Annotated in this window: 19 protein-coding genes; 7 read left to right on the forward strand and 12 right to left on the reverse strand. The window is 73.4% G+C overall.

Annotation, left to right across the window (positions count from 1 at the left end):
• Positions 1 to 7 precede the first annotated feature (7 nt).
• The 5 genes from AC5WAM_RS39635 to AC5WAM_RS39655 all read right to left on the reverse strand — a co-directional run bounded on the left by AC5WAM_RS39635 (position 8) and on the right by AC5WAM_RS39655 (position 6,935).
• Positions 8 to 1,588: a S41 family peptidase gene (locus tag AC5WAM_RS39635; RefSeq protein WP_495520627.1), complete on the reverse strand. Its 1,581-nt coding sequence runs from the start codon at positions 1,586 to 1,588 to the stop codon at positions 8 to 10.
• On the reverse strand, positions 1,585 to 3,138 hold the full coding sequence (locus AC5WAM_RS39640; protein WP_495520628.1) for an amidohydrolase family protein: 1,554 nt from the start codon (positions 3,136 to 3,138) through the stop codon (positions 1,585 to 1,587). Before AC5WAM_RS39640 ends, AC5WAM_RS39635 begins: the two co-directional genes overlap by 4 nt.
• Complete coding sequence (locus tag AC5WAM_RS39645; protein ID WP_495520629.1) at positions 3,138 to 3,899, reverse strand: uracil-DNA glycosylase family protein; 762 nt, start codon at positions 3,897 to 3,899, stop codon at positions 3,138 to 3,140. The genes AC5WAM_RS39640 and AC5WAM_RS39645 overlap by 1 nt, the downstream gene beginning before the upstream one ends.
• 271 nt (positions 3,900 to 4,170) lie before the next feature.
• Positions 4,171 to 5,409 carry an NAD(P)/FAD-dependent oxidoreductase gene (locus tag AC5WAM_RS39650; RefSeq protein ID WP_495520630.1) on the reverse strand — a complete coding sequence of 413 codons (1,239 nt, stop codon included), beginning with the start codon at positions 5,407 to 5,409 and terminating at the stop codon, positions 4,171 to 4,173.
• A gap of 509 nt (positions 5,410 to 5,918) precedes the next feature.
• Entirely contained in the window at positions 5,919 to 6,935 is a 1,017-nt protein-coding gene (locus AC5WAM_RS39655; RefSeq protein ID WP_495520631.1) for a metallophosphoesterase family protein, read from the reverse strand.
• Between the two features lie 344 nt (positions 6,936 to 7,279).
• On the opposite strand from AC5WAM_RS39655, the gene AC5WAM_RS39660 reads away from it, so the two are divergent.
• Positions 7,280 to 8,419, forward strand: coding sequence for a glycoside hydrolase family 113 protein (locus AC5WAM_RS39660; protein ID WP_366792922.1), 1,140 nt, complete (start codon positions 7,280 to 7,282; stop codon positions 8,417 to 8,419).
• A gap of 101 nt (positions 8,420 to 8,520) precedes the next feature.
• Positions 8,521 to 8,775, forward strand: a complete 255-nt coding sequence (locus AC5WAM_RS39665; protein WP_366792923.1) for an EF-hand domain-containing protein — start codon at positions 8,521 to 8,523, stop codon at positions 8,773 to 8,775.
• Between the two features lie 28 nt (positions 8,776 to 8,803).
• On the opposite strand, the gene AC5WAM_RS39670 is transcribed toward AC5WAM_RS39665, so the two are convergent.
• Positions 8,804 to 9,328, reverse strand: coding sequence for a GNAT family N-acetyltransferase (locus AC5WAM_RS39670; protein ID WP_495520632.1), 525 nt, complete (start codon positions 9,326 to 9,328; stop codon positions 8,804 to 8,806).
• A gap of 173 nt (positions 9,329 to 9,501) precedes the next feature.
• On the opposite strand from AC5WAM_RS39670, the gene AC5WAM_RS39675 reads away from it, so the two are divergent.
• Positions 9,502 to 9,915 (forward strand): rodlin, encoded by a 414-nt coding sequence (locus tag AC5WAM_RS39675; protein ID WP_366792925.1) that lies wholly within the window; start codon positions 9,502 to 9,504, stop codon positions 9,913 to 9,915.
• A 70-nt stretch (positions 9,916 to 9,985) separates the two neighbouring features.
• Here the strand turns inward: AC5WAM_RS39675 and AC5WAM_RS39680 are convergent, their stop codons facing one another.
• The 5 genes from AC5WAM_RS39680 to AC5WAM_RS39700 all read right to left on the reverse strand — a co-directional run bounded on the left by AC5WAM_RS39680 (position 9,986) and on the right by AC5WAM_RS39700 (position 14,838).
• Positions 9,986 to 11,095, reverse strand: a complete 1,110-nt coding sequence (locus AC5WAM_RS39680) for a hypothetical protein (protein ID WP_495520633.1) — start codon at positions 11,093 to 11,095, stop codon at positions 9,986 to 9,988.
• Positions 11,096 to 11,097: 2 nt separating this feature from the next.
• Positions 11,098 to 12,171, reverse strand: coding sequence for a beta propeller repeat protein (locus AC5WAM_RS39685; protein ID WP_495520634.1), 1,074 nt, complete (start codon positions 12,169 to 12,171; stop codon positions 11,098 to 11,100).
• Positions 12,172 to 12,294: 123 nt separating this feature from the next.
• Positions 12,295 to 12,915, reverse strand: coding sequence for an L-threonylcarbamoyladenylate synthase (locus AC5WAM_RS39690; protein ID WP_138957715.1), 621 nt, complete (start codon positions 12,913 to 12,915; stop codon positions 12,295 to 12,297).
• Positions 12,916 to 12,934: 19 nt separating this feature from the next.
• A complete protein-coding gene (locus AC5WAM_RS39695) occupies positions 12,935 to 13,600 on the reverse strand; it encodes a response regulator (RefSeq protein WP_366792928.1) in 666 nt (221 codons plus the stop codon).
• On the reverse strand, positions 13,597 to 14,838 hold the full coding sequence (locus AC5WAM_RS39700; RefSeq protein WP_495520635.1) for a sensor histidine kinase: 1,242 nt from the start codon (positions 14,836 to 14,838) through the stop codon (positions 13,597 to 13,599). The genes AC5WAM_RS39695 and AC5WAM_RS39700 overlap by 4 nt, the downstream gene beginning before the upstream one ends.
• 130 nt (positions 14,839 to 14,968) lie before the next feature.
• On the opposite strand from AC5WAM_RS39700, the gene AC5WAM_RS39705 reads away from it, so the two are divergent.
• Positions 14,969 to 15,877, forward strand: coding sequence for an SDR family NAD(P)-dependent oxidoreductase (locus tag AC5WAM_RS39705; protein ID WP_495520636.1), 909 nt, complete (start codon positions 14,969 to 14,971; stop codon positions 15,875 to 15,877).
• 38 nt (positions 15,878 to 15,915) lie between these two features.
• Here AC5WAM_RS39705 and AC5WAM_RS39710 read toward each other — a convergent pair whose 3' ends face one another.
• On the reverse strand, positions 15,916 to 16,128 hold the full coding sequence (locus AC5WAM_RS39710) for a hypothetical protein (protein WP_242714503.1): 213 nt from the start codon (positions 16,126 to 16,128) through the stop codon (positions 15,916 to 15,918).
• 215 nt (positions 16,129 to 16,343) lie between these two features.
• Between AC5WAM_RS39710 and AC5WAM_RS39715 the strand changes: the two genes are divergently transcribed.
• From AC5WAM_RS39715 to AC5WAM_RS39725, 3 genes are all read left to right on the forward strand, one after another.
• Positions 16,344 to 16,751: an XRE family transcriptional regulator gene (locus tag AC5WAM_RS39715; protein WP_366792931.1), complete on the forward strand. Its 408-nt coding sequence runs from the start codon at positions 16,344 to 16,346 to the stop codon at positions 16,749 to 16,751.
• 152 nt (positions 16,752 to 16,903) lie between these two features.
• Entirely contained in the window at positions 16,904 to 17,167 is a 264-nt protein-coding gene (locus tag AC5WAM_RS39720) for a hypothetical protein (RefSeq protein WP_495520637.1), read from the forward strand.
• A 354-nt stretch (positions 17,168 to 17,521) separates the two neighbouring features.
• Positions 17,522 to 19,012, forward strand: coding sequence for an alpha/beta fold hydrolase (locus tag AC5WAM_RS39725; RefSeq protein WP_495520638.1), 1,491 nt, complete (start codon positions 17,522 to 17,524; stop codon positions 19,010 to 19,012).
• Positions 19,013 to 19,129: the final 117 nt, after the last annotated feature.

The following is a 19,129-nucleotide window of genomic DNA, read 5'->3' on the forward strand; positions in this document are numbered from 1 at the left end:
CGCCAGGTCAGCCGAGCAGCGCCGCGGCCGCCGCGAGGAGGTCCTGGTTGTGCCCGGTGACGTCGCGCTCGGTCAGCCGGTGCAGTTCGTCCGCCTCGACGCCGAGGTCCTCCAGCGGTACGTCGACGTTGCCGAGCGCCCGCGTGGCGCGCCGCAGCGCGACCCGGAACCCGGCGCCGCGCGGCAGCTCGCCGAGGATCTCGGGCAGCCACACGCGCAGCAGCTCGTGCGTCCACACGTTGGCGCCGCCCGCACCGGTGCGGTGCGCGGTGCCGAGGACCGGCCCGAGGCCGTTGTCCTGGAAACCGGCGGCGAAGATGTCGGCGGCCGAGTACGACAGCGCGTCGGTGATCAGGACCTTGGGACCGAAGTAGCGGGGCAGCCCCGCGGTGACCGCTTCCGGATCGGTGAGCGGAAAGGCCTGCGAGTACACCTCGCCGGTCTCCACGGCGGCGCGGATCGAGGGGGTCCAGACGCGGAACCCCGGGTTGGACCGGGCGAGGGCGAGCGCGGCCCGCGTGGTGGACAGCGAGAAGCTCACCGGCGCCACGGGACGCGGGCTCAGCACCTGCAAGGCGGACTCCGCGGCCGGAACGTGCCCTCCCGGATTGCCGCGAATGTCCACGATCAGGCCGCTTTCCGGTGCGCGGGCCGCGATCCGTGCCACCTCCTCGGCGAACGGCCGCGCCCCCGCGACGTTGAACGAGTAGACGCGCACGTATCCGTAGGAGCGGCCCCGGACGCGCACCGTCCGGTGGCGGACGACGCTGCGCAGGGCCCGCGCTGCCGAGCGCCGCGCCTGCGGCGGCGCGAACAGCGCGCGCTTGACCTGCCGCGCGGCCTCGCTCCCGACGTCGATGCCGAGGCCGGTGGCCAGCGTCGGCACGGGGTCCTGGGCGCGCCCGGCGTGCTGCTCGACGGCCCGCACCCGCCACGGGACGCGCGTCTCGCGGCGGCGGCCCCCGACGGTGCGGTACGTCAGGAGCACGCGGTGCTCGTCGGGCGGGGGACCGGTGCGCAGCGGGCGCAGCGTCAGGGACTCCAGGCCGCGTGCCAGGCGCGCGTCGAGGTGGGAGCCCGCCTGCGCGGCGGCGTTGCGCTCGACGGCGCGCTCGATCGGCACCCCGTTCCAGGCCTCCAGTTCGGCGCCGACGTCGAAGCCGGCGTGCACGAGGGACGGATCGATCTTGGAGACGATGTGGTGGGGCGTGCCGTCGGGGTCGGCGTAGCGCTCGACGAGGAAGCCGAGCGTGGCCACGTGGCCCCGGTAGGGGTCCGGCAGTTGATAGACGGTGTGCAGATCGCGCAGTCCCCGGAAGACGTCCGTGAGTTCGGCGTGGAACTGCAGCTCGCTGAGCGGCGCGAGGCGGCGCTCCAGGAGGCGGAGCCGCTGCACGGGGTCGGTGGCGTGCATCGCCCGCTTCAGCGGAAGGTGCACGTACAGCTCCTCAAGGAGCACGCGCGCGGCGGCCACCAGCCGGTAGCGGTCCGCTAGCGGCAGCGGGTCGGCCTCCACCCGCCGCATGAACTCCTCAAGACCGACCGAGTCCGGCAGGGTCCTGTCCGGTTCGGCGAGCGTCCGTCTCATGGGTAGTAGTCCGCGAGGTGCTGGAGCTCGGGCACACCGCTGCGCGCCACGGCGGCGAAGTAGGCGGCGTCGTGGGCCAGCGGGTCGAGGCGCGGGACGACCAGGTCCAGCGGGACCTCGCCCGCGGCGGCGAAGGCGCCCGTGTCGCCCTCCGGCATGTCCCCGAACAGGGCGAGGGGCGCGTCGGGGTCGTCGAGCGGACCGCCCCAGTCGGCGAGCGCGTCCTGCGCGGCGCGCCAGGCGGCCACAGGGTCCTGCCGGACCTTCTCCAGGGCCCGCCGGACCCCGGGCCAGTCGAGCGTGGCGTCGGCCCGGTGCGGGTCCCGCACCGCCACCCGCCGGGAGAGCCCGGCCACCGTGAGCGCGCTGGTGTCGCTCGCCCCCGTGGCGGCCATCAGCGCACGCGTGCCGTAGAAGGGACGGCCGCGCACCAGGACCAGGCGCACGTGCCGCTCGGTGGCGTCGATCAGATTGCGGTACGGGTCCGTGGCCGGGTCGTGGCGTTCGAGGACGAGCAGGTCCGCGGCGCTGCCGCGTTCCAGGCGGCCCACCTGTGGACCCCAGGCGGTCGCGAGGGCGTCGCCGGGGTTCGCGGTCACCATGTCGCACAGCTCGCGGTCGGTGAAGCGGCCGCCGAGTTCGTGGCGGTTGACGGAGTCGGCGACCTTCAGCTCGCCGAGGACGTTCTTGGTGCCCGAGGGCGACCAGTCGGAGCCGAGCGCGATGCGCAGCCCCTTCTTGTCGGCCTCCACCACGTCCGTCGTGGTGTGGTAGAGCCAGTAGTTGGAGAACGGCGACCACACGACGGTGGCCTTCTCCGCGGGGTTGATCGCGGTCACCGCGCTCTGCCACTTCTTGAAGTCGGCCGCGGTCAGGGCGGTGCCGTGCACGCCGATCAGGCCCGGCTTCAGACACGGTTCGAGGTCGTCGAACTCGCGGTGCACGATCGAGCCGGGCTTCCCCTCGGCGACGTGGTAGATCAGCAGCCGCGTGCCGTCGAGCCTCGGCGCCCTCTCCTCGCGCAGCTCGTCGGCGTCGAGCTGGAGCGCGGCGGTCATCACCATGTCGGCGCCCGCGGGCAGCTTCTCGTTGTCGATGGTCCGCAGCAGCCAGCCGTCGACGGGGCGGGTCGACAGCGGGGCGCCCTGGATGGCCGTGACCCCGCTGACCAGGGCCTTCACCTCGACGTACTTGAGCAGTGCCTCGGGTGCCGCCTGGCCGAGCACCTTGGCGGGCCAGGTCACCGACGTCGCGTAGTCGGGCGGGTGCTTCTCGCCGACCCAGCGGTCGTGGTGCAGATAGGGCACGCCGACCGCCTCCCACAGCGGGAGCGTGTTGTAGAGGAGGTGGTTGTGCAGGTCGATCAGGCCCGGCAGGATCAGCGCGCCCGTGTCGACGACCGGCGCGGCGGAGAAGCCCGCGGGCGGCGCCTGCCCGGCCTCCCGCACCGCGGCCAGACGGCCGTCGTCGCCGACGTACACGGCGCCCGGGTCGAGGATCCGGTGGTCGCTGTCGCAGGTGACCACGGTGCCGCGCAGGACGAGGGCCATCAGCCCGGCGCCTTCCAGAGCAGCGTGTGCTTGTCGTCGGGCGAGGGGCGGCTGACGGAGTTCGCCCCGCCCTGGGCGCGCACCCAAGCGTCGTCGCCGAGGAAGTCGGGGGCGCCGAAGGGCAGGTCACGCTGGGGGATCGCGCCGTAGTCGGACTCCAGGAACTCGGTGCCGTAGTTCGGCCCGGTGTTGTCGCCGTCCGGGTCCGGCGTCACCACCGACCGCAGCTGTGTGATGGCGCCGCGCCAGCCGTCGAGCAGGGCCGCCGGGTCGTGGCTGGAGGGGTGGGGCACTTCGGCGAGCGGCACCGGGGGCCGCGTCGGCCACAGCCGCACCGCCTCCTGGGCCATGAAGCCCATGGCGACGACGGCCTCCAGGGTCGGGTCCGTCGCCCGGTCGAAGACGGCGTTGCGCCACTGCGTCTGCGGCGGGTCGGCGAGCCGCTCCTTCATCGCGAGGGCCCGGCTCGGCTGGACCGCGTACGCCCACGCGTTGAGGCACACGTAGGAGCGGGTCAGGCCGAGCTTCGTGAGGAAGCCCTGGACGCGCTGGCCGGCGTTGCCGACGAGGCTGCGCCCGGCGATCCGCTCGGTGGGCCCGGGGTCCGAGGCCACGATCAGGACGCGCGCGGAGCCGTCGAGCCGCCCGCGGTAGAAGATCGGCCCCCAGTCGAACCAGAACGCGTCCTTGACGGGCGGCTCGGGCACTTGGGCCAGCAACTCGGCGAACTGGGCCGTGGGCCCGCGGTCGAACTCCGCCATGGGGCACCGCCTCCTCACCGGCCGGATGGTGCGCGCCCGTGAGCACACGGGCCCCTCGGCGGCGGGCCGGGGGCCCGGCGGCCGAAACCGGTGTCGGAATCAGTGGATCACTCCACCCCGGATGGCGCAAACGGTGGCATTTCGACCAGCGCGGGCCCCGGTTTCGGCTGCGGCCTCGCCCTCCCCGGGCCTCGATGGAGCGAGAGGACGGCCCTCGGCACGGAGGGGCACCGGAAGGGTGGCTGCCGGTGAGGCGCGGCAGCCGCCCGGCTCACCGGGCGCCGGCGGCGGCGCCCCGCTCGTCGAGGTCGCGGATCTCCCGCATCTCCTCCATGAGGTCGAGGAGCTCCGGCGTGAGGAACTCGTTGACCGGGCAGGCGCCGGAGAGCGCCGAGAAGTAGCGGTCGGAGAGCTCGCCGCTCGTGGCGGCCGCGCGCAGCAGGTCCAGGTGGTGGCCGGGCGGGTTCAGCTCGGCCGTCTTCAGCGTGCTCTTGTAGTCCGGGATGAGGGTCTCGGTGCGCCGGGCGGCGAACTCGTCGAGCGACTTCCGCAGTCGTTCGGGGTCCTGGAGGGTGTCACCGATCCGGTCCACCAGGAGCTGGGCCTGGATGAAGGCGTCGGTGATGCCGCGTGCCGTGATGGAGTCCTTGTGGTGGCTCGCGTCGCCGACGAGGGCCCAGCCGGGACCGGCCGCCCTGCGGAAGAAGTTGAGCTGGTTGCCGGTGCCGAAGAGGCGCTCCACCTGGGTGCCCGCGTCCATCTCCGCGCGCACCTCGGGCGCGGTGTGCCGCACGGTGTCGAGCAGGGCGGCGAGGCCGTCGCCCTTGACCTCGGCGAAGCGCGCCTGCGGGAAGTACGCCGCGACCAGCGTCGCGCCGTCGTTGGTGGGCACCGTGCCCACCCAGCTGCCGCGGGACTGATAGAGCCGGAAGCGCGTGGGCAGGCCCTCCCAGTAGCTGTAGTAGCAGCAGGTGAGCGTCGGGTCCTCGATCTCGTACGGCGCCTTGACCTTCGCCGCCACCGTGGAGCGCATGCCGTCGGCGCCGATGACCAGACGGGCGCGCTCGACCACCTCGCTCCCGTCGCTCGGCTTGAGCCGGACGCCCACGACCCGGTCGTCCTCGAAGACGAGGTCCGTGACCGAGCAGGTGTCGCGGTACTCCACGCCCGCGTCGACCGCGGCCTTCGCGAGGATCGTGTCGATGAGGAAGCGGCGCGGCGCGTACGACGCCTGCTGGCCCTCGACCGGCCAGGAGGAACCTTCGATGCGGACGCCCGCGTACGTGTAGGCGGCCCTGTCCAGCGGCGGACAGCCGGTGGCCACCACGTCCGGCAGCACGCCCCACTTGCTGAGGAGCGCGATGCCCGGCTGGTGGATGTACAGGGTCGACAGCGTCTCCTTGGGGAAGGCGCTGCGCTCGACCATGAGCACCCGGTACCCGGCGCGGGCGAGCAGCATCGCTGTCGGAGAGCCGGCGACCCGCGCCCCGACCACGATCACGTCGTACACGAAATACCTCCTCGTCGGGCACCGACTCGTCCGGCCGGGCTGTCCTGCGGAATGGCGCAATGGCGGAATGGCGAATGGGCGGTGCGGCGGGGCGCGTACGGCTCCCCGCGGAGATTTAAGCGGACGTCGCGGGGAGGGCCGAAACGCAATGGGACGGTCACCGAAAGCACCGCGTACGGAAAGGAATGATGGCCAACCATAGCCCCGCCCTCACCCATTCTTCGTCCAGCGCCGCCTTTTCGGCTCCGCGATCGACGTGCCGTTGTCCTGGCGACGAGACGGCCGTCCGGGCGCACCGCCGTACCGGCCGCGCGTGAGGGCAACTGCCACAGGTGCACGTGGAGTTGGGCGTGGTGCGGTCCCGGGCGGGAAGTGGACTCCCGTGTCTGGGGGTTGATCAGGTGTCGTGCCCCGATTCGGAATCCCGAAGGGGGCCCGCCCGGCCATTCGGAGAACGGCGCGCCCGACCGGCCGTCCGGAAATCGGGCGCGCCCCTGTGGGCGAAGGACTCAGCGGCTCAGCGGCACAGTGAACTGCTTCAGCCAGGTGCGGCGGGCGAAGTCGCGGGCCTTGATGACGACGGAGTTGCGGTGCACCTCGACCTGGAGGCCCTGGTTGAAGGAGCCCTCGACGGCGACCTCGCCGCCCTTGCCGTCGTCGCGGTAACCGGTCTGGATGGCCCCGGTGTTGACCACCGTGAACCCGTTGAGGTTGGCGGTGCCCGGCACGACCCGGCGCACCACCCAGTCGGACAGGTCGAGGTCCCAGTGGGTGTGCCCGGAGAAGAGGAACACGTCGGGGTGGCGGCCGAGCACGTTCAGCAGCCGGTCGGCCTGGAGGTAGTCGCTCGCGTAGAGCTTGTTGCGGGTGCCGGAGACCGTGTTGGGCAGCGGGTGGTGGGTGATGACCATGACGGGCTTGAGGCGCCGCGACCAGTGCCACAGCCGGTCCTCCAGCCAGGCGAACTGCGCGTCGCTGAGCCACACCTCGTCCCAGAGCTTGGGGTCGTGGAAGTGCGCGTACCGCTCGGTGCCGAGCGCGAGCACCGGGATGCCGCCGAAGGAGGTCTCCGCGTGCACCGAACCGCGCTTGGCGAACCGGTAGAAGCTGCGGAAGAGCGAGTCCTCGGTGGTGCCGTTGGGCCAGGTGTCCTGGGCGAGGGTGTCGGGGTCGCGCCACTTCGGCACGTAGAACTCGTGGTTGCCGATCGCCCAGGACATGCTGCGCGGGTGGGAGTGCCGCCGGAGTTCGGCGGTGACCTGCGCGTACTCGAAGTCGTAGCCGCGCGGCGTGATGTCTCCCGCCACGGCGAGGCCCGCGCTGCGCGGGTTGACGGCCGCCATGTCGTCCAGGGCGCGGCCGAAGTCGCTCAGGTCGCCCTGGATGTCGCTGATGACGTTGAACCGCACGGGGTCCCGGCCGAACCACCGCTCGGTGTGCGCGGCGGGGGCGGCGTAGGCCTGCGGGGCGAAGGCGGTGGTCGCCAGGGCGCCGCCGCTCGCGGTGAGAAGGGTTCTGCGGTCCATGCGTGGCTCCGTAGGTGGGTGGTGGAACGGTGAGGGGAGTGACGTACGGGGTGCGTCGTCGGTGAACATCACGGGGGCCGATGCCGTCCCTGCCACGCGCGGGGGGCATGTATGTGTATCGAGCATGAACATCTGACGGGCCGCCCGGCGCCGACCCGGCCCGGAAGTATCGGCCGACCCTCGGCTTGCGGCGGTCCCCGGGTCCGGGCGATGCCGACTTTGGTTACGGCGGACAGGACCGAAGCCCGATGGGCGGCGCGCCACCGACGGCGGAAGCTGGGGGCGATCCGACCGGGCAACGGTCCGACCGCGACGAAGGGGAGCACGTGAAGCGGAACGAGGGCATGACCAGAGGAAGGTTCCTCGTCGGCGCGGCAGCGGCGGCGGGCGCCGCCGCACTCGCGGGCCCGGCCCTGGCGGCACCGGCCGCGGCCGAGCCCCGCCCCGGCAGCGAGGCGACGGCCACCGCCCGGCGCGGACTGACGTACCGGGGCGTCATGTACGAGTGCGCCGACGGCGATTCGCCCCACACCAGTTGGAACCCCCGGCGGATGCGCGCCGACCTGCGGAGCATCAGGCGCGCGCTGCACGCGAACTCGGTCGTGGTCTACGGCACCGGCGTGGAACGCATGGCCGCCACGGCCGCGGAGGCGGCCGAGCAGGGACTGCACGTGTGGCTCCAGCCGCGCCTGGGCGACGTGCCCGAGCGCCAGATCCTCGACCACCTCGCCGAGACCGGCAGGCAGGCCGAACGGCTGCGCCGCCAGGGCGCCCGCGTGTACCTCAGCGTGGGCTGCGAGTTCGTCCTGTTCGTCCCCGGCATCGTGCCCGGGGACGACGCCCTGGAGCGGGTCGAGAACATGCTCAAGGGCAACTGGGACCCGAAGGAGGCGCAGCGCAAGCTGGACCGGCTCATCCCGCTGGCCGCGCGCACCGCGCGGCGCGTCTTCCACGGCCCGGTGACGTACGGAGGCGCGCACGAAGACGTCGTCGACTGGAGCCTGTTCGACATCGTCAGCGTCAACTACTACTCCTACTTCGCCGACCCGCGCGGCTACTACAAGGAGCTCGCCCCCTACCGGAAGTGGGGCAGGCCCGTGGCCATCACCGAGTTCGGCACCTGCACGTTCCGGGGTGCCCCGGAGGCGGGCGGCATGGGCTGGAACAGCATCGACTACAGCAAGCCCGAGCCGGAGGTGCGCAAGGGCCTGCGACGCAGCGAACGCGTCCAGGCGCGGTACCTGACGCAGGTCCTCGACGTGTTCGAGCGGATGAACCTGCACGCGGCGATGGCGTACGAGTTCGTGTCCCCGGAGATGCCGCACCGCCGTCAGCGGCGCTACGACCTGGACATGGCCAGCTACAGCCTCACCAAGGCCATCTGGAAGACCGAGGACGACCCGACGGCGCGCTGGCACTGGGAGCCCAAGGAGTCCTTCCACGCGGTGGCCGAGCACTACGCCCGGGCGGGCCGCGGCGCCTGAGACCCCGCGCGGGCGGGCGCAGGAACCGGCGCCGGGCGGCATACGTTGTCGTTCACGAGCAAGGCGGGCCGGGCTCGCCCGCCGACGAGGGAGATGACGCGATGAGTGAGAAGGCCCGGAAGCTGTTCGAGGCGCTGGACCTCGACCACAACGGGACCCTGACCCGCGAGGAGGTGATCACCGCCTTGCGGACCAAGGGCCCGTCCCTGGCCGCGTCCGGGGACCTGCCGTTCTGGGGGCTCGGGGACGCCGAGGACTCCTCGGCACTGTTCGACGCCGCCGATCAGAACGGGGACGCGGTGCTGACCCTTGAGGAGTTCTCGGCGGAGGTCGACCGCCGCTTCGGCTGGCGCTGAGAGCGGGCCCCGACGGCCCGGTCCCCGGTCAGAGGCGCTTGCGGTACCAGCGCTCGGCGTAGCTGTCGTCGTTGTGCGGCGCGGTCCGTTCGTAGCCGTTGCGCTCGTACAGCGACCAGGCCTCCGTCAGGTCGTCGCGGGTGTCGAGCAGCACGGCCCGGGCCCCGAGCGCCCGGGCCGCGTCCTCGGCGGCCGCGAGGAGGAGCGGGCCGCCGCCGGTGCCGCGGGCCTCCTTGCGCACGAAGAGCCGCTTGAGCTCGGCCGCCGGGCCCTGCGCGGCGTCGCCGCCGGCGAAGAGGCGTATCCCGGCCGTGCCCGCGGGCTCGCCCGCGTACCGGCCGAGGAGGAGCAGCCCCGAGGGCGGGGCGAGCGTGGCGTGGTCGTTCGCCGCGACGACCTCGCGCTCCAGCTCCTCGGGCGGGGTGTCCCGCCCTTCGTGCACCTGGTACCAGCGGTCGCTCATCTCCGTGTAGTACGCGCGCCACAGGGCGAGCGCGGCGGGAGAGTCGGCGGGTTCGGGGGAGAGGGTCCAGCCAGTCGTCATGGTGGTCATTGTCGGACGACGTGAGTCCTGCGCCGCACACGGGTCCGCCCGCTCGGCCGCTGGCGCGAGCCGCCGCCGCTGAGCCGTCCGAGGGAAGTCGAGCAACCCCTGCCCAGCACGGCAGTTACCCATGGTGCTCCTGGACAGGGGCTGAGCCACGGCTTATGAGAAGGGAAACCCTCGTGCTGAAGAAGGTTATGGCGGCGACCGCGGTCACCGCTTCCGCGGTGGGCATGGTCGGCGCGGTGGCGCCCGCCGCGAGCGCCATCGGCGACGACCACGGCACCACCTCGAAGAGCGGCAACGGCGCCTCGCAGGCGTTCGGCAACTCCGCCACGCACGGCGACATGAGCCTGCAGGGTTCGATCGTCCAGGGCTCGCTCAACAAGCCCTGCCTCGGCGTGCCCGTCAAGGTGAACGCCGGGGCGATCGTGGGCCTCCTGGTCCCGGTCGCGGTCCAGGACATCCCGATCCTGTCGGCGCCGCAGAACCAGCAGTGCGCCGAGAACTCGACCCAGGCCAAGGGCGACGAGCCGCTCTCGCACCTCGCGGACGACATCTCGGCCCTGTCCGGCAACGGCGCGGGCAACGGCTGACCCCACCCGCCCCCTGCCCCAGCGGGCCGCCGACCTTCCTCCCGGCGGCCCGCTGCGCTGTGCCTGCCGCTCAGCCGAACCGCTGGATGCGCGGGGCGAAGGTGCCCTCGGGGCCGCCGGCACGGCCGACCGACCACACCGTCGTCGTGCCGGGCACCGCCGCCAGGCGCAGCACCGCGGAGTCGCTCTCCCCGGCCACCGCCGGTTCGTCGTACTCGGTGAACGACCGGCCGTTCCAGGCGAGGAAGTCGGGCCCGGGGACGAACGGCGGATTGCTGCCCGGCGGGGCCCACTTCAGCGAGCGGACCACCGCCACCCAGCCCAGCTCGCCGGACGCGGTGGGGGCCAGCGAGTTGACCGCGCCGAAGTTGGTGGGCAGGGCGACCCGGTTCCACTTCTCCCCGTCGAAGCGGACCAGGAGCGGTGGGATCGGCTTGCCCGGCGGGCCGCCGATGAACCCGGCCGTGCCGCCCGCCCACACCTCCGTGGGCGAGACGGCCAGCACACTGCCCACGGCCGACCGCGGGAAGCCGTCCACGATCGTCTGCTGCCACTCCTTGCCGTTCCAGTGCGACACGGCCGCGGCGGAGTTGGTCGAGCCCGCGGCCCAGACGTCGTCGGCCGCCTTGATGTGCAGGCCGTATACGGATCCCGGCGGCACCGGCAGGTCCTGCCAGCCGTGCCCGTCGTGGCGCAGCAGGGCCTGCGCGCCGTCGCGCGTACCGATCAGCCAGGTCTCACCGGCTCCGGCGACGACCTCGGTGAGGACGACACCGCGGGGCGGGCGGCTCTCGGACCAGGCGGTGCCGTTGAAGCGGAGCAGACGGGCGCCGCCCGCCGTGTCGCGGCCGACCGCCCAGGCGGAGGTGGGCGCGGTCGCGGCGACGGACAGCAGCTCTCCCTGCCAGCGTGTTCCGGGCAGACCCTGGCGCTTCCACGCGGTCCCGTCCCAGCGCAGCAGCAGCGGGAAGCCCGGCGCCGAGCGGCCGACGGCGTCGGCGCCCACCGCCCACGCCCGGTCGGGGCCCAGTGCCACGGCCTCGTTCAGCGCGGCCTGCGGGCGCACCTGCGCGGGGACCGGAACGTGCTGCCAGGACGCGGTGTCCGCGGCGGCCGGGCTCAGGGGGGTGAGGAGGGCGAGGGCGACCGCGAGGGCCGCGACGAGCAGTCTGCGTGCCATGGTCAGTCTCCCCGCCGCTCGCTCATCAGATTCGGTTTCGAGCCGTAGATCTCGACGGTCCCCAGGGACAGCAGCGAGGTCCCGGCCCGCACCAGGGCCCGCGGATTGACGTCGATCGCGTTCGTGCGCTTCGGGCCGTAGGAGAAGGCGGTGCGGGAGCCGTCCACCCGCGCGTACTTCGACTGGAACGCGCGGTCGCTGCGCACCGGCAGCCACAGCGCGCCGTCCGGGCCGCGCACCATGCCCTCGGTGTAGGTGTCGCCCAGCGGCGGGTAGGTGGTGCGCCAGGCGTGTCCGTTGAAGGTCATCAGGTAGGTGCGGCCCACGCCGTCGGTGTACTGGCTGCCGCCGATCGTGGCCCGGCCGGACGGTTCGAGCAGCATCGTGTGCACGTTGCCGTTCGCCGGCAGGGGCACCTTCGCGTCCCGCCATGCCATGCCGTCCCAGTGCAGGACGGCCATCCCGCCGGTCCGCTTGTCCGCCCAGGCCCAGACGTCGTCGGCCGTACGGGCGGTGATTCCCATCAGGAACAGCACGTCGTCCGGGGCGGGCTGCGTGGTCCAGCCGGCGCCGTCGTAGTGCAGGACCTTCAGCCCGGTGGAGTCCTCACCGACCACCCACGCTCCGCCCGGCACCGCGGCGAAGTCCTGATAGGTCCACAGGGTCTGCGGCAGCGGCACGGCGCTCCAGGCTCCCGCCGCCGACCTGCGCAGGATCTCGCCCGTCCCCGCGCGGTTGTGGAAGATCCACACCTCGTCGCCGACGAACTGCACCTTGCCGAGCCAACCCGCTTCGCCCGCGCCGGGGAAGGTGGTGTCGCGACTCCACGCCGTGCCGTCCCACCGGTACAGCAGCGGCCGCAGCCCGTCGGCGGCGTGTTCGTAGGCCGTCGCCCACGCGTCGCGCGGTCCGCGGGCGGCGAGGTCCTTCACGGTCACCGGCGGGGCCGCCGCGGGCACCGGCAGCGCCGACCAGCCGGGTCGGACCGTCGTGTCCGGTGCCGCGGTGGCGATCGGCGACACCACCGCGGCACACGCGAGCACCAGGCAGACAACGACCGCACGGAGACCGCTCACCAGACCCCCCGAGAACGCAGAAGGCCGCACACGGTATGGGCATGTACCCGCCTGTGAATAGATGACATCCGGCCGAACACGGCCCCGGTCGGACGCCTGCCGCGCTGGGGGAGCCGCCCGGTGCTACTCGAAGCGCGCGGTGTCGCCCGCCCCCCGGCGCACGATCGTCGCCTCGCCGTCGGAGAAGTCGATCACGGTCGTCGGTTCCGTACCGCAGTCGCCCGAGTCGACGACCACGTCCACCTGGTGGTCGAGCCGCTCCTTGATCTCCCAGCCCTGGGTCAGCGGTTCCTCCTCGTCGGGAAGGAGCAGGGTGCTGGAGAGCAGCGGCTCGCCCAGCTCGGCGAGGAGGGCCTGGGTGACGGAGTGGTCGGGGATCCGGACCCCGACGGTCTTCTTCTTGGGGTGCAGCAGCTGGCGCGGCACCTCCTTCGTGGCGGGCAGGATGAAGGTGTAACTGCCCGGAGTGGCCGCCTTGATGGTGCGGAACACGTCGTTGTCGAGCCGTACGAACTGCCCCAGCTGGGCGAAGCTCTGACAGACGAGGGTGAAGTGGTGCCGGTCGTCGAGATTGCGGATCGTCCGGATCCGCGCGATGCCGTCGCGGCTTCCCAGCTGGCAGCCGAGGGCGTAGCAGGAGTCCGTCGGGTACGCGATGAGCGCACCGGAGCGGACGCCGTCCACCACGCTCGTGATGCTGCGCCGCTGGGGATTGTCCGGATGCACGTCGAAGTACCTGGCCATGGGCGCCGAGTCTAGGCGATCAGGGCGAAGGCGGGGCGGTGAGACCCGACTGGACCGCGAGCACCGCGAGCTGGATGCGGTTGGCGCGGCACGTCTTGGCCATCAGGTTCGCCACGTGCGTCTTGACGGTGGTCACGCCCAGGTGCAGCCGCTCGGCGATCTCCTTGTTGGCCAGGCCCTGCCCGAGCAGACCCAGGACCTGCCGCTCCCGCGCGGTGAGCCCGGCGGGGGACGCGGTGGCGCTCCGCTCGGCCGGTGGGCCTGTGGCGTCCAGGGCGCGCGCGACGATGCGGTCCAGGGCGGCCTGGCTGAAGGGTGCCTCCCCGCGCGCGGCGCGGCGCACGCCGTCCAGGAGTTGCGGGGGAGGGGTGTCCTTCACCAGGAAGCCGCAGGCACCGGCGGTGAGGGCCGGGTACAGGTGATCGTCGTCGTCGAACGTCGTCAGGGCGAGCACCCGGGTGGCGGGGCGGGCCGCGAGGACGCGCCGGGTGGCCGTGATGCCGTCGACTCCCGGCATGCGCAGGTCCATCAGGATCACGTCGGGGGCGAGGCTCTCGGCCAGGCGCACGGCGGCCTGGCCGGTGTCGGCCTCGCCGACGAGGTCGATGTCGTCGGGCTGTTCGAAGAGCATGCGCAGGCCCATGCGGACGAGCGGCTGGTCGTCGGCGACGAGGAGGCGGATCACGGCTGGGTCTCCCTCTGCGGGGTCTTCTCGGTGCGCGGTGCGTGCGGCGGCGCGGCGGGCAGTTCGGCGCGCAGGCGCCAGCCCCGTGCGGCGGGGCCTGCGGCCAGGCTGCCGCCCAGCAGGTCCACGCGTTCGCGCAGGCCGACGAGGCCGTGGCCGTGCGGTCCCGCGGCCGGGAGCTCGGGCCGCTGTGCCGCGCCGCCGTCGTCGTCGACGGTGACCTCGACGCCACCGTCCCGGTCCACGCGTACGGTCAGCTCCGCGTGCGCGTCCGCCCCGGCGTGCCGGGCTGCGTTGGCCAGGCCCTCCTGCGCCAGGCGCAGCACGGCCAGGCCGCGGGCGGTGTCGACGCGCGCGAGGCCCTCCTCGTCCACGGCGGCGCTGATCGTCAAGCCGGAGCGGGCGCTCTGCGTGACGACCGCCGCCACCGCGGTGGCCAGCGCCCCGGGGGTGAGCAGCGGCGGCGCGTCGGGCCCGACGCTGTCGGGGTCGCGCAACACCGCCACCAGGCGCCGCAGGTCGGCCATTGCCGCGGTGCCGCTCGCGTGCAGGTCGTCGAGTACGGCACCGACCCGCGGGTCGGCCGGGCCGCCCGCGTCCGCGCCCGGCAGGACGTGCCGGGCGACGCCCACCCGTACCACCATGGACGAGACGTGGTGGGCCACCAGGTCGTGCAACTCGCGAGCGATCGCGGCCCGTTCGGCGGCCCGCGCGGTGTGCACGCGCTGCTCGGCGCGCGCCTCCTCCTGCGCGAGGTGCTCGCGGGCCCGGCGGGCGGCCTCCCGGGTGGCCCGCACGTACGCGCCGAGCAGCAGCGGCACCCCGGCCACGACCCCCGTCTTGTAGAGCACCGAGGCCAGTTCGCCCGGCAGGTCCGTGACGCGGTTCGCGACGACCGCGCAGGCCAGTACGGAGGCCGCGACGACGGGCCGCCGCCCCGGGCACCGCACCGACACCTCGAACACGGCGATCGCGGCGAGGACCTTCAGCGTCGCGACCAGGTCCGTGCCGCAGGCGTGCGCGGCCACCAGCAGCCCCGCCTGGGCGACGGCCGCGCCGAACGGCCGTCGGACGCCGACGAGACACAGGACGAGCGCGACGGCGGCGAACAGCCAGTCCCGCGCCCGCGACGGCTGTTGGACCAGGAGGAGGGCGCCGAGCAGCGCCGCGCCCACCGCAAGGCCGCGCGGTGCCGCGTGCTTCCCGTCGAAGACCGGCTCTACCCAAGATCGGTTCACTGGGCACACGATAAGGCGGCCCGGCCCCGCCGGGGTCCTGCCGTGGGAGGAGGCGGCCTCCTCCCGATGGCCGCGGCACCGGCCGGTTGCCGGAAGCGAGCGGCACGGCCCCGCTGCCAGCGTGGCCCGCATGAACGCACAGAACACCACCCGACGCTCCCTGCTCGGCGGCGCGGCCGCCCTCGGCCTCGCCCCGCTGACCCTCGACGGCACCGCCCGCGCGGCGGCGCGCCCCCGGGCCCGCCGCCGCTTCGACGGCGCATCGGTCCTCATCACCGGCGCCACATCGGGCATCGGCGAGGCGACCGCGAAGGCCTTCGCCGCCGAAGGCGCACGCGTCGGCTTCTGCGGCCGCCGGGTCTCCCTGGGGCGCCGCGTGGAGCACGAGATCCGCGAGGCGGGCGGCGACGCGACGTACATGCGGGCCGACGTCCGCGAACCCGAGCAGGTGCGCGCCTTCGTGGACCGGATGGCCGACCGCCACGGCGGCATCGACATCGCCTTCAACAACGCGGGGATCGGCAGCGGCAAACCGCTCCACGAACTGACCCCGGCCGAGTGGGACGACGTGCAGTCCACCAATGTGCGCGGGGTGTTCCTCGCCCTCAAACACGAGGTCGAGCACATGCTCAAGGCCGGACGCGGCGTGATCGTGTGCACGTCGTCGTCGGCGGCCGAACAGGCGAGGCCCAACGGCGGCGCGTACACGGCCAGCAAGCGGGCCGTCCAGGGCATCGTGAAGTCCGCGGCCCTCGCCTACGGCCCCCACGGCATCCGGGTCAACGCGATCCTGCCCGGCACCACCGACACCGCCTTCGTCCGCCCGCCCGGCATCCCCGACGCGGACTGGGCGGCCTACAAGAAGGCCTTCGGCCCCCTCAACGTCGACGGCCTGGAGCGCATGGCCGAACCCCAGGAGATCGCCCGCGCCGTGCTCGCCCTGGCCTCGGACGACTTCCCGTACATGACCGGCGCCTCCGTGGCCGTGGACGGCGGGAGCACGGCGGGGCGGAAGATGGTGCGGCCCGCGGGGGCGTGAGCACCGCCGCGCAGGCGCACCGACCCGTCGGGCAGGCCCTAGTCGTGGTAGTCGTGAATGCGCCAGCCGACGCCGGGGAGTTCCTCGAAGAGCTTGGCCGCGACGAGCTCCTCGGCCTGGCGGCGCGGCGCCCGGGTGTCGACCACCTGTCTCAGCTCGCCCGGGGTGATGACGCCGTCGGCGAGGTTCTCCGCCGACCAGCAGACCGCTGAGACGTACAGACGGAAGGCCCCGTCGGACAGGAACCGCACCCTCCAGTTCCATGGGAACCGCGCATCGAATTGAGCCCACGGCATCGGCACTTCTTTCGTCGGCGTTGACTGCCCCTCGGATGTGCTCCTCTCGTATACAGGATGTCTACGCGAACACACAGAGCTTTCCGGATTCGCCCCCTGGCGCGGGGATGGCGTTTCCGCGTCTCACGGCATAGGCATGGGCAGGCCGACGAGCAGGCAGGATGAGCGTCATGGGCGAGCAGGAACGGATGGACTTCAACGACCTGGTGCGCGAGCGCCGGGCCGAGCTGGGCATCAGCCTCCGGGAGCTGGAGGCCCGGTCCGTGGATCCGGAGGCCGGTGAGCGGGCCCGGTTCGGATGGATCTCCAAGGTGGAGAAGGGGCGGTCGATCGACGCCCCGCCCCCGGCTCTGCTCCGCGCCCTGGCGGTGGGCCTCGCGCTGCCGCTGCGCGTGCTCCAGGAGGCCGCGGCGGCGCAGTTCCTCGGCATGACCTCGTACGTGTGGAGCGAGGACCGTACGACACGGGTACTGGCCGCGCACATCGAGGAGATGACGGACGCCGAGCGCAGGCAACTGGCCGACATCGCAGAGACGTTCGCCCGCAGGCGCGCGCGGAGCGAAGGCGCGCCGGGGTAGCACGGGGCGCTCGTGCGCGGCGATTCGCTCTGGCCCGCCCCAGGCCCGGTGTGGCACAGTCGGTGATCCGCCACCTGGGGGGCGCAGTCGGATACCAACCGCTCACGGCTGCGGCCGTGCGGCGGTGACGAGTGTGGCCGTGAGGGGCTGGGATGGCAGACGAGCACGCGCAGCGATCCGGTGAGCCGGGCGAGTCGGGTGAGCCGGGTGAGCCGTTGGCGGAGTTCGACATGGAGTTCGTGGACCAGCTGCCGGGCGGCAGGGTCGTGATCCCGGTGGAGAGCCGGGGCCGGTTCACCTGGCTGGTCGCGCGCGGACACGTCTCGGAGCAGGCGCGCCGGGAGTTCGTGCAGGAGATCCAGCACATCGTGGGCCGCGGGCTCTGGCGGCAGAACTGGCCGGCCGAGACGGACTAGGCCCTGCCCGGAGGCTCGCGTGCTGCCGCGCGGTGGGGCGGGTGGTGCCGTGTCGCGGGCCGTGCGGCGCGGCCCGGCGCGCCGGGCGCCGGCGCCCCGCAACGCACGTACGACGCGGACGCGTCGCGCGCCTACATCCCACAACGCACGTATGACGCGGGCGCGTCGCGCTGTGACACCCCACAACGCGCCGACAAGGCTGACGCCTCGCACGGTGACGGCCCACAACGCGCGGACAAGGCTGACGCCTCGCACGGTGACAGCCCACAACGCGCGGACAAGGCCGACGCGTTGTTACGTTCTCATCATGCGCGCATAGACGCCCCATCATGCGCACCCGTCACAGTGACGCGCATGAACACCCACTCACCCGCGAGACGGCGTGGCCTCACCGCGCTCCTCGCCCTGAGCGTCACCGCCGCCGTGGCCGCCACTGCCTCCCTGGCCCCGCCCGGCGCCGCCCTCGCACGGGCCGCGTCGGGCACCACGGTCCCTCCCTCGTCGATCAGTTGGGGCCCCTGCCCCCAGGAAAGCAATCCGCCCGGTCATCCGCCGAGCCCCAAGGCCCGGTGCGCGACCGTCAAGGTGCCGCTGGACTGGTCGAAGCCGAAGGGGAAGAAGATCGGGCTCTTCGTCGCCCGCTACCCGGCATCGAACCCCGCGCAGCGGATCGGCGTCCTGATGTCGAACCCGGGCGGCCCCGGCGCACCCGGCGCCGACGACGCGCTCTACGCGGACGAGCCGTACGACGGCTACGACCCCGCCATCCGCGAACGCTTCGACATGGTCGGCTTCGACCCGCGCGGCACCGGCCGCAGCGGAGGCGCCCGCTGCGACGAGTCGATCCTCGACAAGATCCCGGCCCGCCCCCGCGACGCGGCCGGGTTCGAGCGCCTTCGTACCCTCAACGGCCGCCTGGCGCAGAGCTGTCTGCGGCGCACGGGACCGCTCGTCGCCCACATGGACGGGGAGAGCGTGGCCCGCGACATGGACGCGATCCGCGCCGCCCTCGGCGAACGCAGGATCAGCTTCATCGGCCACTCGTACGGCACGTTCCTGGGCGAGCGCTATGCCCGGCTCTTCCCCGACAGGCTGCGCGCCCTGGCCCTGGACAGCGCGATGGACCCGGACCGGCCCAGCGCCGAGCGCACCCTCATGGACGGCAGCGTCTCCCTGAACAACACCCTGGAGCGGGTCGCGGCCTGGTGCGTGCGGAACGCCTCCTGCGCCCTCAAGGGCAAGGACCTCGCGGCCGTGACGGACAAGCTGTTCGCCCGCGCCGACGCGGGCACCCTCCGCGACCCGGGCAGAACGGGGCCGACCCGCAAGAAGGTCAGTGCCGACCAGCTGTCCGACTTCCTCAGCGCGGCACTCAGCGGCTGGAGCCCGGCGGAGACCGCACGCCAACTCGACGCGCTGCGCACCGGAAAGGGCAAGGTCAACTGGACCAGCGGCGGGGGTGACCCCGTCGCACGGCTCGTCCTGTGCCGGGACGAGGACTACCGGATCCGGGACTACGCCCACTACCGGGCGATCCGCGACCGCGTGGCGAAGGCCGCACCGCACGTCCGCTACAACGCCCAGGCCCTGGACTTCGTCCTCGCCTGCCAGGGCTGGACCGTCCCGCCCAAGCCCCGGCCGGCCCGGGCCGAGGGCGACCTGCCGCCGGTCCTGGTCGTCAACGCCACGGACGACATGGCGACACCCCTCGCCGGGGCGCGCCGCATGGCGCGGTCCTTCCCGAACGCGTCGCTGCACACGGTGGACACCGTCGGCCACTGGCTCTACCGCCTCCCCGAGCCCCGGCGCAGGATCGACGCCTACCTGCTCGGCCGCACGGACTGACCGGCCGTCACGTCCGCGTCGGCGGGGGCGAGGGCCGTGGTCGGCGGGTCGGACGCCGGGCGCCGGGCGCTTCCTCGGCCATCCTGGCCGGGGGAGCGGCGCCCCTGGCCCCGGGCG

It is taken from the genome of Streptomyces sp. JLYT201, assembly GCF_059448825.1.